The sequence below is a fragment of the Streptomyces sp. P9-2B-2 genome (genome assembly GCF_030406865.1).
Lineage (GTDB): Bacteria > Actinomycetota > Actinomycetes > Streptomycetales > Streptomycetaceae > Streptomyces > Streptomyces platensis.
Genome location: NZ_CP129126.1, coordinates 2,958,360 through 2,973,407, shown reverse-complemented (window position 1 = coordinate 2,973,407; position 15,048 = coordinate 2,958,360). Strand labels below are relative to the sequence as shown.

General features: G+C 71.8%; 19 protein-coding genes. 11 read left to right on the top strand and 8 right to left on the bottom strand.

Features of this window, described 5'->3' with window-relative positions:
- The first annotated feature begins 41 nt into the window (after nucleotides 1-41).
- Entirely contained in the window at nucleotides 42-749 is a 708-nt protein-coding gene (locus QT196_RS13010) for a hypothetical protein (protein ID WP_168479006.1), read from the top strand.
- Between the two features lie 134 nt (nucleotides 750-883).
- Here the strand turns inward: QT196_RS13010 and QT196_RS13005 are convergent, their stop codons facing one another.
- From QT196_RS13005 to QT196_RS12980, 6 genes are all read right to left on the bottom strand, one after another.
- Nucleotides 884-1,564: a DUF899 family protein gene (locus QT196_RS13005; RefSeq protein ID WP_290354941.1), complete on the bottom strand. Its 681-nt coding sequence runs from the start codon at nucleotides 1,562-1,564 to the stop codon at nucleotides 884-886.
- 119 nt (nucleotides 1,565-1,683) lie between these two features.
- On the bottom strand, nucleotides 1,684-1,971 hold the full coding sequence (locus QT196_RS13000) for a DUF1360 domain-containing protein (RefSeq protein WP_168479004.1): 288 nt from the start codon (nucleotides 1,969-1,971) through the stop codon (nucleotides 1,684-1,686).
- Between the two features lie 56 nt (nucleotides 1,972-2,027).
- Nucleotides 2,028-2,186, bottom strand: coding sequence for a hypothetical protein (locus QT196_RS12995; protein ID WP_168479003.1), 159 nt, complete (start codon nucleotides 2,184-2,186; stop codon nucleotides 2,028-2,030).
- 520 nt (nucleotides 2,187-2,706) lie between these two features.
- Nucleotides 2,707-2,829, bottom strand: coding sequence for a hypothetical protein (locus tag QT196_RS12990; protein ID WP_282189750.1), 123 nt, complete (start codon nucleotides 2,827-2,829; stop codon nucleotides 2,707-2,709).
- A 39-nt stretch (nucleotides 2,830-2,868) separates the two neighbouring features.
- The gene (locus tag QT196_RS12985) at nucleotides 2,869-3,222 is read right to left on the bottom strand and encodes a DUF397 domain-containing protein (RefSeq protein WP_168479002.1); all 354 of its coding nucleotides are present in this window, start codon (nucleotides 3,220-3,222) and stop codon (nucleotides 2,869-2,871) included.
- A complete protein-coding gene (locus QT196_RS12980) occupies nucleotides 3,219-4,055 on the bottom strand; it encodes a helix-turn-helix transcriptional regulator (RefSeq protein WP_168479001.1) in 837 nt (278 codons plus the stop codon). The genes QT196_RS12985 and QT196_RS12980 overlap by 4 nt, the downstream gene beginning before the upstream one ends.
- Nucleotides 4,056-4,207: 152 nt before the next feature.
- On the opposite strand from QT196_RS12980, the gene QT196_RS12975 reads away from it, so the two are divergent.
- A complete protein-coding gene (locus tag QT196_RS12975) occupies nucleotides 4,208-4,495 on the top strand; it encodes a hypothetical protein (RefSeq protein ID WP_168479000.1) in 288 nt (95 codons plus the stop codon).
- 152 nt (nucleotides 4,496-4,647) lie between these two features.
- Complete coding sequence (locus QT196_RS12970; RefSeq protein WP_290354940.1) at nucleotides 4,648-5,436, top strand: TSUP family transporter; 789 nt, start codon at nucleotides 4,648-4,650, stop codon at nucleotides 5,434-5,436.
- Between the two features lie 83 nt (nucleotides 5,437-5,519).
- Here the strand turns inward: QT196_RS12970 and QT196_RS12965 are convergent, their stop codons facing one another.
- Nucleotides 5,520-5,885, bottom strand: a complete 366-nt coding sequence (locus QT196_RS12965; RefSeq protein WP_168478998.1) for a cupin — start codon at nucleotides 5,883-5,885, stop codon at nucleotides 5,520-5,522.
- Nucleotides 5,886-6,210: 325 nt separating this feature from the next.
- Between QT196_RS12965 and cutA the strand changes: the two genes are divergently transcribed.
- Both cutA and QT196_RS12955 read left to right on the top strand, forming a co-directional pair.
- Nucleotides 6,211-6,576: a divalent-cation tolerance protein CutA gene (gene cutA / locus QT196_RS12960; RefSeq protein ID WP_290354939.1), complete on the top strand. Its 366-nt coding sequence runs from the start codon at nucleotides 6,211-6,213 to the stop codon at nucleotides 6,574-6,576.
- 1 nt (nucleotide 6,577) lies between these two features.
- On the top strand, nucleotides 6,578-7,618 hold the full coding sequence (locus QT196_RS12955) for a hypothetical protein (protein ID WP_168478997.1): 1,041 nt from the start codon (nucleotides 6,578-6,580) through the stop codon (nucleotides 7,616-7,618).
- A 16-nt stretch (nucleotides 7,619-7,634) separates the two neighbouring features.
- Here QT196_RS12955 and QT196_RS12950 read toward each other — a convergent pair whose 3' ends face one another.
- Nucleotides 7,635-8,339 (bottom strand): ElyC/SanA/YdcF family protein, encoded by a 705-nt coding sequence (locus QT196_RS12950; protein WP_248001120.1) that lies wholly within the window; start codon nucleotides 8,337-8,339, stop codon nucleotides 7,635-7,637.
- A gap of 150 nt (nucleotides 8,340-8,489) precedes the next feature.
- Between QT196_RS12950 and QT196_RS12945 the strand changes: the two genes are divergently transcribed.
- From QT196_RS12945 to QT196_RS12920, 6 genes are all read left to right on the top strand, one after another.
- On the top strand, nucleotides 8,490-8,930 hold the full coding sequence (locus QT196_RS12945; RefSeq protein ID WP_168483709.1) for a gamma-glutamylcyclotransferase family protein: 441 nt from the start codon (nucleotides 8,490-8,492) through the stop codon (nucleotides 8,928-8,930).
- Nucleotides 8,931-9,081: 151 nt separating this feature from the next.
- The gene (locus tag QT196_RS12940) at nucleotides 9,082-10,107 is read left to right on the top strand and encodes an adenosine deaminase (protein WP_211117342.1); all 1,026 of its coding nucleotides are present in this window, start codon (nucleotides 9,082-9,084) and stop codon (nucleotides 10,105-10,107) included.
- A 125-nt stretch (nucleotides 10,108-10,232) separates the two neighbouring features.
- On the top strand, nucleotides 10,233-11,114 hold the full coding sequence (locus tag QT196_RS12935) for a CbiX/SirB N-terminal domain-containing protein (RefSeq protein WP_290354938.1): 882 nt from the start codon (nucleotides 10,233-10,235) through the stop codon (nucleotides 11,112-11,114).
- On the top strand, nucleotides 11,111-12,424 hold the full coding sequence (locus tag QT196_RS12930; protein ID WP_168478995.1) for a deoxyguanosinetriphosphate triphosphohydrolase: 1,314 nt from the start codon (nucleotides 11,111-11,113) through the stop codon (nucleotides 12,422-12,424). The genes QT196_RS12935 and QT196_RS12930 overlap by 4 nt, the downstream gene beginning before the upstream one ends.
- A 302-nt stretch (nucleotides 12,425-12,726) precedes the next feature.
- Nucleotides 12,727-13,992, top strand: coding sequence for an FAD-dependent oxidoreductase (locus tag QT196_RS12925; protein WP_266730830.1), 1,266 nt, complete (start codon nucleotides 12,727-12,729; stop codon nucleotides 13,990-13,992).
- 9 nt (nucleotides 13,993-14,001) lie between these two features.
- Complete coding sequence (locus tag QT196_RS12920; RefSeq protein ID WP_290354937.1) at nucleotides 14,002-15,006, top strand: pyridoxal-phosphate dependent enzyme; 1,005 nt, start codon at nucleotides 14,002-14,004, stop codon at nucleotides 15,004-15,006.
- Nucleotides 15,007-15,048 lie beyond the last annotated feature (42 nt).

The window sequence follows — 15,048 nt, the reverse complement described above, 5'->3', positions numbered from 1 at the left end:
AGACGCAATCCGCACTTCAGGTGGAAGGTAAGGGAAGCAAAATGAACAACAGAATACGCAATTGGCGGGTGAAGGCGGCCGCGGTGGGATCAGCGACCGTCGTGGCGGCACTGTGCCTGACCATCACCCCGGCGCAGGCCGACTCGCCTGGCGGCGGCGGCAGCCTTATGCCGAAGCCTGGGGTGGGAGTCGTCCCCCAGGACACTGACGACTGGAGCACTCCCGAGGGGCTCGCCAAGTACCTCTCTGGTTGCCCCGGTGACACGTGCACCTTCGTGCCCCTCGAAAAGATCGGGGAGCCGAGTTACGGTACGCCGACGAGGGTGGGGACGCCCAGCCAGAACTGCTCCGCCACCGAAACGGCTGCGCAGAAGTTCGAAGAGGCTGAGACCATCGGCGAAACGACCACAGTCGGCTTGTCGATCGCAGGCCTCGGGGCGACGGCGAAAGTCGATCAGAGCTGGTTCAAGCAGAACACCGTGAGCAATGCGCTCACCGGCACACTGAGCCCCCATCAAACTGGCTGGTTCGAGTCGGTCCCCGTCACCCAGAAGGCGAAGGGGACTTGGAAGATCGCAGGCGTCAGTGAGACAAACCCCTTCGGTCCGGCGAACAGGTACACCGCCGTTGGGCCGCGCGAATTCCATGACGTCGAGTCGGACGTCACTTACAAGCTCATCAGGTTCCAGTCCAAGAACATGACTGCCGACGAAGTCAAGAATCTGTGTGGCAAGGACGGCCCGGTCTAGTTCGGTTGGCGCACGGAGTGTGGTGACCACCGAAACGCCGTGAGCTGCCCGAAACGGGACGAGGGCCTTCTGGCTCGGTGCGGATCGCGAGATCTGCAACCGGTGACCAGGAGGCCCTCACTGCCTCTCCGAACCTAGTAGCGGAGCGCCGGGAACCACTCCCCGCGGCCCTTGGGCGTGAGGTCGAGAAGATGCCACACCGGCGTGAGCAGGTCGATGCCGCGCTGGTCGATGTCGTCGGCCATACGGGGGTGCACCGAGTAGAAGTGGCGCAGCGTCCCGGTGTCGTCGCGGGTGAACACCGACACCGTCGAGTCCTGGTTGCCGTCGGCGTCCTCGCTGCCCAGGTCGTACTTGAAGGTGTTCGCCCCGGCGCTGAGCAGCCGCAGGTTCGTCCACTGGCGGTCGCGCGCGTACGCCCGCAGCACCGGCAGTTCGGCCGCGGCGACGACGGCGAAGTCGGTGTTCTGGGTGAGGTGGTGGGCGATCCCGTTGAACCCGTCGATCCACATCGTGCACATGGGGCAGGCCTGCTTCTGCTGCTTGCCGAACATGAAGTGGTAGACGATCAGGTCGCGTCCGGGGCCGTTGAACAGCTCGCTGAGCCGTACGTTCCGCGCCGGGGCGTCCCCGGCGTGCAGATCCGCGGGGCCCTCCTCGAAGACGTAGTCGTCCACGACGGGGCCCGGTGGCAGCCCCCGGCGCAGTTCGGCGACCCGTTCGCGTCGGCGCATCAGCTCGATCTCGGCCTGCCGCAGCTCCTCGCGGGCGTCGGCGTATGCGGTCGACTCCCTCGTGAGTTGGGTCTGGCGCATTGCCACCTCCTGGACGACTACGGCGGGTAGCCGCGGTCCCTGGCCACCGTCTGCTCTGCCCCATTGTCGGCTCGTGCACCGCGCCCCGCCACGCGACGCGGGGCCGCGGAGGGGACGCCTCAGTCGAGCCACCGGGAAGCGAGCCCCGCGAGGTAGGAGAGCGACAGGGCCATTGTGGTGACCTGGAGTGCGGTGGTCCCGCCGGCCCAGTGCGTGAGCAGGGCCATGGCGGAGGCCACCCACACACTCGTACACCAGCTACAGCTGACCAGATAGGACGGTTTGGAGTCATCGCCGAAGCGGTCGGCCACCCAGGAGCGGAAGCCCGCCGCGAGCGTGTCCTTGGTGATGAATCTGGTGAGCCGGCACGTGGCGCCGAGGGAAAGAAGAAACTCCGGAAGGCTCATGTATTCCACCTCCATCTCCACCTCCACCTGTCACCGCGCGGGCGCCGGGCGGTGCCTTATTGATTGATGACGAGGATGGTGCCGATGCCGCCGGCCCGTTGATTGGCCGCGTCGGCCTCCTGCCAGGTGTAGTACCGGCGCACCGTGCCGTCCGGCAGAGTCAACTGGTAGAGGGTGACGCCCTGACGGGCACCGCCGCCGCAATTGCAGCCCATGGTCCGCTCCTTGTGTGACGTTTCGCGATGAGATGAGGGCGATACGGCCCCGGCCGGTGTGGGGAGGATGTCCCCGGGCCCGTCTTGGGCCCGCAGCCGTCCCCCGTATCTGCATTACGGGGGACGGCTGCTTCGCCGGCTTGGAAGGTCTGGCCCGCCAAGACGGTTGACGGGGTGAGTGTGAGAACGAGTGCCATGCTGGACAGCCCCTTTCGAAGGCTCCTATGAGGAGGTGGGGGCTGCGGCACGCCGGAGGGCAGGCAACTGTCCTGGCGTGCACACCTGTCGGGGGTGCCCTGAAGAATCGAAGACGGAACGGCATCACATCAGCAGCTGTCCGTGGTCCCCCGCCAGGGGATGGGCACCCCACCGTCGGTAGCACCGATTCAAGGGACCGCCCGCACGGCACGCCATAGTCGACGAACGGGTTAGCCCGGATGGCGCAGCGCGTATCGGCGGCGGGTACCGACCCTCGGCCTCAAGTGCGGTGCGCCGTCGCAGGCTTGTTCCGCAGGTGGCGCTATGCGTCGTGGCCAGGCGGCGGTCCGGACACGCGGGGGTCCAGGTAGGCGGGACCGGGCAGGCCCTTGCGGCGCATGGCCATACCGGTCAGCGCCTCGAAGACGGCCCGGCGGGCATTCATCGTGGTGGTGTAAGCGGTCCCCCCGCACGGGGACGCCCGTCAGGCGGTGAACTGCCCGCGCTTGACGGCCGTGACGAACGAGGACCAGCCGCCCGCCGGGAATATGAGCGCCGGGCCGTCCGGGTCCTTGCTGTCACGGACGGGGACGAGGCCGTGGGGTTCGGTGAGGGCGCGCGTGAACTCGACGCAGTCCCCACCGCTGCCGTCGCTGTGGGAGGACTTGACCCAGGTGAAGGTGCGGGAGAACTCGACGCAGTTCCCGCCGCTGGCGTCGCTGTGGGACGACTTGAGCCAGGTGAAGTCGCGCGTGAACTCGACGCAGTCCCCACCGTTGGCGTCACTGTAGGACGACTTGAGCCACTTGGCTCCGGCGAGATCCAAGTCGGCACTCATGCGCGGTACTCCTTCAGCAGAGTCTTGATCAGGGCCACTGATCGATCGGGGGACAACGCGTGTGCCCTGAGCAGATCGTAGTCATCCAGGGCGGCGTCGACCGTTTGTGCGGAGTCGTGCATCCTGCCTCCTACCCGGGTCTCCGTGTAGAGCACCGTGCGGGAGTCTGTGAAGCGGAGCACAGTGAAGGGCCTGGTGGACGCGGCCGGAGCACCTGCCGAGAACGGCATGACCTGAAGCTTGATGTGCGGTGATGTGGCGGCCGTCAGCAGATACTCAAGCTGTCCGGCCATGACCTCGGCGCCCCCTACGACCGTTCGTAGGCACGCTTCATGCACGATGGTCCACAGGGACGGCGGGGTGCTCAGCTCGAAGACCTCCTGCCGCCGTAGACGCGCGGCGACCTTGCCTTCGATCACCTCCGCTTCTTCCCGGGAGAAGTACGCCTCGAAGATGGCCTGCGCGTAGCCCTCCGTCTGGAGAAGGCCCTTCACGATATTCGTCGAGTAGTCCAGAATCCGCGACGCCTTCTTCTCCAGGTTCAGATACGGCACGAACCAGCTCGGGTGATCCCCTTCCTCGATCCTCCGCAGCAACCCCGCGAACAACTCCCCCGTCCCGAACGTGAGATCGCAGCCCTTGGCGAACTTCTCGCTGGGCCGGGGCAGCAGCGTTCCGGATTCGACCTTGCTGACGTAGCCCTCTGAGTAGCCCGTGGCCTTGCCTAATTGCTTCTGGGTGAGTTTGCGGGCCAGCCGTACCTGTTTGATGTCGCGACCGAAGCGCTGTAGCGGATTCAAGTGCTCGGGCGGGGTCGTTTCGTCCAACGCCATGACCTCTCGGCATATGGGTGCGTGCCGGTAGTGCGGCACGTCGCAGACTTGCGCACGGCCGCTTCAAGCACTCCGATGCTATTGCCCGCCCCGTTGTCCAGGTGACCAACTGGCTACATCCAGTGACCAAAGACAGCTTGGGAGTTCGCGAGATGACCGAATCCACCCCACGGCTCCTGCCCTGGTCGAGCCCCGACGGGAAGCCGTGCTACGTCGCAGGCGACGGGACCGGTTTCGTGTCCCGCACCGCCGACACCGTCGAGGCGACGCAGCTCGGTTCCGCCGCCGAACTCATCGGAGAGGCGCGGGCCGTGCTTGCCGGACGGCGCTGGACGCCGGGGGAAATCCACCTCCTGGCGGAGGACTTGACCGCCGCGCTCGCCGACGTGCACCGCGTCGCGGAGAGCCGGGGCGCCCGGCTGGCCGAGCTGTTGGGGTGAGAAGTCCGGCGCCCGGAGGTGCCCCGCGGAACCCGCGGTTCTTCACCCCCGGTCAGCGGATCCTCAAGGCCGCCGAGCGGGAAATCGGCCAACACGGGTTCCGCAGCCATGAATTCGGAGTCCGGGCGGCGACCGGTTCATAAGATCAGCCGGTGCCTCCTGATATATCGCTCTTCACCCTGACCCTGCTCTGCCTGGCCGCGCTCGCGGCGGGCTGGATTGACGCCGTGGTGGGCGGTGGCGGACTGCTGCTGCTCCCCGCGCTGCTCGTCGGTCTGCCGCACGCCCCGGTCGCGTACGTCCTGGGGACCAACAAGTCCACCGCCATCGTGGGCACCACCGCGGCCGCGGTCACCTACGTCCGCAAGGCCCCGGTCGATGTCCGGACCGCGCTGCGCATCGGCCTCGCCGCGGTCGCCGGTTCGCTGGCCGGGGCGTTCTTCGCGGCCGGGATCAACAGTGCGGTGCTGCGCCCGCTGATCATGGCCGTCCTGCTGGGGGTGCTGGTCTTCATCCTGTTCCGGCCCGCCTTCGGCACTGCCCCCGCGCCCTCGGGGCCCGTCTCCCGGCAGCGCGTCCTGGCGGCCGTCCTCATCGCGGGCCTGGGGATCGGCTTCTACGACGGGCTGATCGGGCCCGGGACCGGGGCGTTCCTGATCATCGCGCTCGCCGCGATCCTGCACATGGACCTGGTCACCGCCTCGGCCACCTCCAAGGTCATCAATTCCTGCACCAATATCGGCGCGCTGACGATGTTCGCGATCCAGGGCACCGTGCTGTGGCAACTGGGCGCCCTGCTCGCCCTGTTCAACTTCACCGGCGGCATGGTGGGCGCCCGGATGGCCCTCAAGCGCGGTGTCGGCTTCGTCCGCGGGGTGCTGGTGGTCGTGGTCATCGCGCTGCTGTGCAAGCTGGGCTACGACCAGTGGCTGGCGGCCTGAGGCGCGCGGTCCGGACCTCCGCTTAAGATTCGGAAAAATGTGAAGTCTCAGAATTCTGACGGGCCGGCTCCGGGGCACCCGCGCTATCTCCGGTCCACCCCCTCCAGGGCCGAGGGGCGCGCCCCGGCCGGTATCTCCGTGACGGCGGTCAGCAGGACCGCCGAGTCCTCCAGGGCCAGCAGACCGTGCCGCTCGCGCGGCGTCATGGTGACCTGACCGGTCATCAACTCCTGGCCGCCGCCCGCTCCGGTCAGCCGGACCCGCCCCCGCAGGACTTGCAGGCTCGCCGCCGGGGGTGCGTTGTGCTCATCCAGCGCGGCGCCCGCGACCAGTGCGATCACGGTCTGCCGCAGCCGGTCGTCGTGCAGGAAGAGCCGGGCACTGCGGCCGTGCGCGGAGGCCCTGGCCTCGTCGAGCTGCTGGCGGGCGAGCGCATCGAGATCGTCCATGATGCTGGCCTTTCGCGTACGGACCGGCGGCTGGGCTGCCCTTTCCATCGTTGCCGGTGCACGGGGGGACGCAACCGGGGAGCCCGCTCCGGGCCCCGGAGCCCGGCGGGCGGGGGCGGGCGGCGTCCGGGTGCATACCGCCGCGGGGCGGACCGGTCACTTACGAGATGATCATCCGGTCCGTACGATGCGAGGCGGTCCGTGGCGTCGCCGAGTCCGCTCGGCCACGCCACGGCCCCCTGCCGCCGGCCGGTCCTGCCCGGCCGAAGCGGCCCCACCGTCCCGTCCGTTCCCTCCCGCCCCCCACCGTGAAGGATGCGCACCCGTGGCCGATCCGAATGCCCCGAACAACCCGCCCGACCCCACCGGGCGGCAGGCCGGATTCCTGACCGTCATGACGACCACCGACAGCGAGACCAAGGCCCGGAAGCTGGCGCGCGGGGCGATCGAGGCCAGGCTCGCGGCCTGTGCGCAGATCAGCGCGCCGGTGACCTCGGTGTACCGCTGGGACGACGCGGTCGAGGCCAGCCAGGAGTGGCAGGTGTTGTTCAAGACGGCCGAGGCGCGCTACGACGCGCTGGCGGCCTATCTCCTCGACGCGCACGACTACGACACCCCCGAAATCATCGCCACCCCCATCACCCGCGGTGGCGCCGGCTATCTGTCCTGGGTCGCAGAGGAGACGAGCTGACATGGAGCGCGACAGCACCGAACGCGGCGCCACGAGGCGAGTTGACCGGGCGCGGCCGACCCGGAAGCGCTGGGTCAGGGCCGCGGCGGCGGTGGCCGGAGTGACGGTGTGCCTGGCCACCGCGTCCGTCGGCCACGCCGTCAACGAGGCCCGGCGCGCACCGAGCGACGCCGGCCCCAGTCCCAGCCCCGACGCGACCTGGACCAGCCGGGACGCCGCCGCCTACTGGACGCCCGACCGGATGGCGGCCGCCGCACCGGCCGGCAGCGACACCCCGGCCCGGCCCGAGGCCCCCACGCCGTCCACCGCCACGACCCGGTCAGCCGTGCCGAAGGCGACCGCCGCCGCGACCCGCGCCGCCCGCACCGCCCGGCACTTCAACGGCATCCCGTCCGTCGGCGTGCTGTTCTCCGTCGACGGGGACACCAAGGCACACCACTGCACCGCCAGCGTCGTGCACAGCCCGCACGGCAACCTCATCCTCACCGCCGGGCACTGCAATCCGGGGACCCGTGCCGCGTTTGTCCCGCAGTATCGTTCCGGCGCGACCACCCAGCCGCACGGGGTATGGGCGATCGAGGACACCTTCGCCTACCCCGGGCGCGGCACCAGCGGCGCCGGGGCCGACCTCGACTTCGCCTTCGCCACCGTCGCCCCCGACGAGGACGACCAGACCCTCGAAGAGGTCACCGGCGGCAACACCCTCTCCCCGACGCCCGGTTACACCAACGACGTCACCGTCATCGGCTACCCGAACGTCCGGAACGACCCCGAGGACCGGGCCGTACGCTGCGCGACCCGCACCGGCCGGCTGAGCGGCACCCATGAACTGCGCATGGAATGCGGCGGGTTCTACGGCGGCACCTCCGGCAGCCCCTGGCTGAGCGACTTCGACGACGACAGCGGGACCGGCCGGATCATCGGGGTGATCGGCGGCCTCAACGGCGGTGGCCCCAAGGGCCCGGACGCCGACCGGATCTCCTACAGCCCGTACTTCGGGACGAAGATCCTCAACCTGTACGCCCGCGCGGCCGAGAAGTGACCCCCTGACGGAGGCGCTAACCGGCGTCCGCCAGCGCCTCCGTCACCCCCTTCTCGTGCGGCCCGAGGAACTGCGGATCGGGCCGCAGCAGCGCGTCCGCCGCCGCCTTCCCGGCCGCGAAGATCTCCCGCACCCCGCCGTACGCCCAGGTCACATCGTGCTTCGCGGCCACCCCGACGCCGTCGGAATCGACCCCGGCCGCGTTGCACAGGGCCAGCGCACGCCGGATGTGGAAGCCCTGGCTGACCAGCACGGCCCGGTCCACCCCGAAGATCCGGCGGGCGCGGCTACAGGAGTCCCAGGTGTCGAAGCCCGCGTAGTCGCTGACGATCTTCTGTCCAGGGACGCCGTGCCGCAGCAGATAACCGCGCATCGCGTCCGGCTCGTCGTAATCGGTCCGGCTGTTGTCGCCGGTGACCAGGACCGCGCGGACGGTGCCCCGCTCGTACAGCGCGGCGGCCGCGTCCAGCCGGTGGGCGAGATACGGCGACGGCGCGCCGTTCCACAGGCCCGCGCCGAAGACGATGGCCACCGGCGCGGACGGGGCGTCCGCGACACCGTGCACCCGGGGCCCGGCGGTCGCGTTCATCCAGGTCGCGGGCGCCAGCGCGAGCACCGTCACCGCCACCACGGCCTGGAACCCACGGCGCCACCCCCGCCGGGTCCGCGGCAGCCGCAGCCGGCCCACCCCGCCCCGTATCCGTCGCACCAGTCCCGGCACCGGCCCACCCATCCCTGCCCCCGCCCGCTCGCGATCGATCTCGCAGGCTGCGACGCCGGGCGCACCCGTGCCGGTTGCAGCGGCGGGCCTGGCATCGTGGCAGAGAGCACCCCGCAGGAGAGCACCCCGCCCGGAGAGGACCGCACCACCATGACCCGCGAGCCCGAGCGGCTGCCGTTCTTCGTCTATGGGACGCTGCGGCCCGGCGAGGCCAACTACGGCCGGACCCTGCGCGGCCGGACCGCGGCCGAGGAACCGGCCCATATCGGCGGCGCGCTGCTGTACGACGGCCCGGGCTACCCGTACGCGACGACCGGGCCCGCCGGCGCGGTGGTGCACGGCGCCCTGGTCCGCCCCCGTGACACCGACTACGACGAGGTGTGCGCGGTCCTGGACCGGCTGGAGGGCTACGCCCCCGGTGACCCGCACAACCTCTACGAGCGGGTGGCCACCGAGGCGGTGTGCCCGGACGGCCGGACCGTACGGGCCTGGGTCTACCTGGCGGCCGGTCCGCTCGCCGCCCGGCTGCGTGCCACCGGCACCCCCCTCGCGGGCGGGGACTGGCCTGCCTCGCGGGCGGCGGCCGGCTGACCGGCGCCCCCGGCCGCGCACGCCACCCGGCCGCCCCCGGGCGCCGCCGTGGCGGCGGACCCCGCCCCGGCTAACCTGGACGACTCCTCGCGTACCGGGACTCCCACCCGTACCGAGGGCCCTTTCCGTACCGCAGAACAGGTGTGACCGCGTGGCTTCCTCCCCGTCCTCCCCCTCCGCCGCAACCGCCCACGAGCCGCTGCCCAAAGCGGAGCTGCATCTGCACATCGAGGGCACGCTGGAACCCGAGCTGGCCTTCGCGCTCGCCGAGCGGAACGGCGTCGAGCTGCCGTACGCCACCCAGGACGAACTGCGCCGCGCCTACTCCTTCGCCGATCTCCAGTCCTTCCTGAACCTCTACTACGCGCTGATGGCCGTGCTGCGCACCGAGGACGACTTCGCCGACCTCGCCCACGCCTACCTGGCCCGCGCCAAGGAGCAGGGCGTACGGCACGCCGAGATCTTCTTCGACCCGCAGGCGCACACCGCGCGCGGCGTCCCGATCGGCACCGTCATCAACGGCCTGGCCCGCGCCCTGGACAGCGCCCCCGAGACCTATGGCATCAGCACCCGCCTGATCATGTGCTTCCTGCGCGACGAGAGCGCCGAATCCGCCCTCGCGACCTTCGAGGCGGCCCGCCCCCACTTCGACCGGATCACCGCCGTCGGCCTGGACTCCGCCGAGGTCGGGCACCCGCCGTCGAAGTTCAAGGAGGTCTACGCGCTGGCGCGGGAGGCCGGCCTCAAGTGCGTGGCGCACGCGGGGGAGGAGGGGCCCCCGGCCTATGTGTGGGAGGCCCTGGACATCCTCGGCGTGGACCGGATCGACCACGGGGTGCGCTCCCTGGAGGACGAGCGGCTGGTGGCCCGGCTGGTGGCGGACCAGGTGCCGCTCACCGTCTGCCCGCTGTCCAACGTCCGGCTGCGGGTCATCGACGACCTCGCCGACCACCCGCTGCCCGCGATGCTGGACGCCGGGCTGCTGGTGACCGTCAACTCCGACGACCCGGCGTACTTCGGCGGCTACGCGGACGACAACTTCACCGCCGTACGCGACGCCCTCGGCCTCGACCAGGAGACCCTGCGCACCCTCGCCCGGAACTCCTTCCGCGCCTCCTTCCTCGACGAGGCGACCCGCGAGCGGTACCTCCGGGAAGTGGACGCCCACCAGGCGTAGGGCCGTGTGAGAGGCCCCCTGCCGCCCGGCCCTCCCCCGGGGCGCGGGGCGGGCGGCAGCGGACCGGAACACAACGTTCGCCCCGGGGAAACAGCACGGCAACGCCCGGCTGCCACGCTCAGGTCATGACGGCGCCGATACCGCACCTGCCCTCCGCGTCCCTGGCCCCCCTCGGTACCGGGGGCCTCGCCGCCGAGATCACCGCCCAGCTCAGCACGCAGCTCCGCCGCGTCCGGCTGCACGGCTTCCGCGCCCCGGAGACCCCGGCCCCCACCCTCGTCGCCGTCGCCCACGGCAGCCGCGACCCCCGCGCCCTGCCCACCGTCCGGGCCCTGCTCGACCGGGTCCGCGCCCTGCGCCCCGGCCTGGACGTACGGCTCGGGCACATCGAGCTGAACCGGCCGCTGCTCGCGGACACCCTTGACGGGCTGCACGGCGCCGCCGTCCTCGTACCGCTGCTGTTCGGCCGCGGCCACCACGTCACCCACGACCTGCCCGCCGCCCTGGCGGCCGCACCGCAGCTCACCGGCCGGGTCGCCGCCCCCCTCGGGCCGCACCCGCTGCTCGCCGAGGCGCTGCACGGCCGGCTGCTGGCCGCCGGCTTCCCCGAGGCCCCGTGCCCGCGCACCGCCGTCGTCCTCGCCGCCGCCGGCTCCCGCGCCCCGCGCTCCGCCCAGGACACCGCACGCACCGCACAACTGCTCTCGGCTCGGCTCGGCGGCACCCCCGTCCTGCCCGCCTACGCCTCCGCCGCCCGCCCGTCCGTCGCCGACGCGGTCCGTGCGCTGACCGCCCGCGGCCACGACCGGATCGCCGTGGCCGGCTGCTTCACCGCCCCCGGACGCTTCGCCACCCTGTGCGCGGCCGCCGCCCCCGGGCCCGCCGCCGAGCCCCTGGGCGACCACCCCGCCCTGGCCCGTCTCGTACTGCACCGCTACGACCAGGCCCTCCTGGCTCCGACCGGATCCGACCGGGAGGCCCGCCGGGCGGCTACCGTCGCGGTATGACGGGCACACCACCGACCATCCCCGGCTACACCGCCGCCGACCTCCAGCGCTGGGTCACCGAGCCCGACAAACGGCCGGGACGCACTGCCTTCCAGCGCGACCGCGCCCGGGTACTGCACTCCGCCGCGCTGCGCCGGCTGGCCGGCAAGACCCAGGTCGTCACCCCCGGCACGCACACCGCCGCCTGGGACGCCAGCCCGCGTACCCGGCTGACCCACTCCCTGGAGTGCGCCCAGGTCGGCCGGGAGCTCGGCGCCGCCCTCGGCTGCGACCCGGACCTGGTCGAGACCGCCTGCCTGGCGCACGATCTCGGCCACCCGCCCTTCGGGCACAACGGCGAGCAGACACTCAACGAAGTCGCCGCGCCCTGCGGCGGCTTCGAGGGCAACGCCCAGTCGCTGCGGCTGCTGGCCCGTCTGGAGCCCAAGCGGTTCGTGCCCGCCCCGGACGGCTCGACGGTCAGCGTCGGGCTGAACCTCAGCCGCGCCGCCCTCGACGCGGCCACCAAGTACCCGTGGGCGCGCGGCGGTCACCCCACCGACCCCGCCTCCCCGAAGTTCGGGGTCTACGCGGACGACGCACCGGTCTACGCGTGGTTCCGGCAGGGCGCCCCCGATGGCGCCCGGAGCTTCGAGGCGCAGGTCATGGACTGGTCCGACGATGTGGCGTACTCGGTGCACGACGTCGAGGACGGGCTGCACGCCGGACACCTCGACCCCAACCTCCTGCTCGCCGACGCCGAACGCGCCGAGATCTTCGCGGTCGCCGGCGAACGCTACGCGCCCGGCGCCGGCCCCGAGGAGCTGGCCGCGGCGCTGGACCGCCTCCTGGAGCAGGAGTGGTGGCCGCACGGCTACGACGGCTCCGCCCTCGCCCAGGCCCGCCTCAAGGACGCCACCAGCCAGCTGATCGGCCGCTTCTGTCTGGCCGCCGAGGGCGCGACGCGGGCCCGTTGGGGGACCGGACGGCTCACCCGCTACGGAGCGGAGCTGGTGGTTCCGGACGAAACCCGGCTGGAATGCGCCGTTTTGAAAGCCGTCGCCGACCGGTACGTCATGCAGCGCCCCGACCAGGAGGCACTCCGCGCCGACCAGCGCGTCGTCATCGCCGAACTGGCCGAGGTGTTGTTCGCCCGCGCCCCCGACGGCCTTGATCCACAGTTCCGTTCACTGTTCGACACGGCCCCCGACGACACCGCACGGATGCGCGCGGTCATCGACCAGATCGCCGCCCTGACCGACGCCTCCGCTCGCTCGCTGCACGCCCGTCTCACCCGTCGTCCCGGTCACGGCCGGGCCCACGGCGGGTGACCCTGGAGGAAAGCCCCTCTTCCCCCCTCACGCTCCGTGCGGGACGCTCGAACCCCACCGTTTTCGAACGGAGCACCCTGACAACAGCGAACAGCGAGCCCTGACAGGCACGGCGACCCCGTTCGGCAGACGACGACCGGCAATCCCGTTCGGCGGAGGGCGACCGGGAACCCCGATCGGCGGCGATCGGGAACCCTGACGCCGGCGAACGCATCAACGGGGGAGAGCACCGGGAGAGCACCGGGGGGTACATCGGGGCGTTCACGGACGCGGACGCAGGTACCGCAACGAGGAGGAAGCAAGTGGTCGACGCACACCAGACGTTCGTCATCGTCGGGGGTGGCCTGGCCGGGGCGAAGGCCGCGGAGACGCTCCGCGCGGAAGGCTTCACCGGCCGGGTGATCCTCATCTGTGACGAGCGCGACCACCCCTACGAGCGCCCCCCGCTCTCCAAGGGGTACCTGCTCGGCAAGGAAGAGCGCGACAGCGTCTTCGTCCATGAGCCCGCCTGGTACGCCCAGGCGCACATCGAACTCCACCTGGGCCAGCCCGCCGTCCACCTGGACCCCGCGGCCAAGACCGTCCGCCTCGGGGACGGCACCCTCATCGCCTACGACAAGCTGCTGCTGGCCACCGGCGCCGAACCGCGCCGCCTGGACATCCCCGGCACCGGCCTGGCCGGCGTGCACCACCTGCGCCGCCTCGCGCACGCGGAGCGGCTGCGCGGCGTGCTGGCCTCCCTCGGCCGCGACAACGGCCATCTGGTGATCGCCGGCGCCGGCTGGATCGGCCTGGAGGTCGCCGCCGCGGCCCGCTCCTACGGCGCCGAGGTCACCGTCGTCGAGCCCGCTCCCACCCCGCTGCACGGCATCCTGGGCCCCGAACTCGGCGGCCTGTTCGCCGATCTGCACCGCGAACACGGCGTCCGCTTCCACTTCGGCGCCCGCTTCACCGAGATCGTCGGCCAGGACGGCATGGTGCTCGCCGTGCGCACCGACGACGGCGAGGAACACCCCGCGCACGACGTGCTCGCCGCGATCGGCGCCGCCCCGCGCACCGCACTCGCCGAACAGGCCGGGCTGGACCTGGTCGACCGGGAGACCGGCGGCGGTATCGCGGTCGACGCGGCGCTGCGCACCTCCGACCCGTACATCTACGCCGCCGGCGATGTCGCCGCCGCCGACCATCCCGTCCTGGACGGCCGGCTGCGCGTCGAGCACTGGGCCAACGCCCTCAACGGCGGCCCGGCCGCCGCGCACGCCATGCTCGGCCAGGACGTCAGCTACGACCGCATCCCGTACTTCTTCTCCGACCAGTACGACGTCGGCATGGAGTACTCCGGCTACGCCCCGCCCGGCTCGTACGCGCAGGTCGTCTGCCGCGGTGACGTCGCCAAGCGGGAGTTCATCGCCTTCTGGCTCGCCGCGGACGGCCGGCTGCTCGCGGGGATGAACGTCAACGTCTGGGACGTCGCCGGGTCCATCCAGCAACTCATCCGCTCCGGGGCGTCGTTGGCGCCCGAGGCGCTGGCCGATCCGGAGGTTCCGCTGGCCTCGCTGCTCCCGTAGCGTGCCGGTATGACGCCTAGCCCCAGCGGTCCCACCGGTCCCGGCAGCACCGACGTCCCGGACGTCGTCACCCTCGACGACGTCCGGGACGCCGCCCGGCGGCTGGCGGGCGTGGCACACCGCACGCCCGTGCTGCGCTCCCGCACCCTCGACGCCCTGGTCGGCGCCGAGGTCCACCTCAAGTGCGAGAACTTCCAGCGGGTCGGCGCCTTCAAGTTCCGCGGCGCGTACAACGCGCTCTCCCGGCTGTCCCCGGAACAGCTGGCCCGTGGAGTCGCCGCCTACTCCTCCGGCAACCACGCCCAGGCGGTCGCGCTGGCCGCCCGGGAGCTGGGCAGCCGCGCCGTCATCGTGATGCCCGAGGACACCCCGAAGTCCAAGAAGGACGCCACCGCCGGCTACGGCGCCGAGATCGTCACCTACGACCGCTACACCGGCGACCGCGTCGCGATCGGCCGGCAGCTCGCCGATGAACGCGGCCTCGCACTGATCCCGCCGTACGAGCATCCGCACATCATCGCCGGCCAGGGCACCGCGGCCCTGGAACTGATCGAGGAGACCGGCCCGCTCGACGCGCTGCTGACGCCGGTCGGCGGCGGCGGCCTGATGGCCGGCTCGGCCACCGCCGCCACCGCCCTGGTCCCCGGCATCCGCATGATCGGCGTGGAGCCGGCGGCCGGCGACGACACCCTGCGCTCGCTGGCCGCCGGCCATCCCGTCACCATCCCGGTCCCGCGCACCATCGCCGACGGCCAGGCCGCCGAGCGCCCCGGCGAGCTGACCTTCGCCATCAACCGGCGGCTGCTCGACTCGGTCGCCCTGGTCACCGACGACGAGATCCGCACGGCCATGAAGTTCGCCTTCGAACGTCTCAAGATCGTCACCGAGCCGAGCGGCGCCAGCGGCCTGGCCGCCCTCCTCGCCGGACACGTCGCCCCGCTGCCGCCCCGCATCGGCGTGATCATTTCGGGGGGCAACGTGGGGGTGGAGCGCTTCCTGGAGCTGCTGGGGTGAGGGGGAGGGGCGCCGCTCCCGCCCACGCGTGGCCAGGGCTGT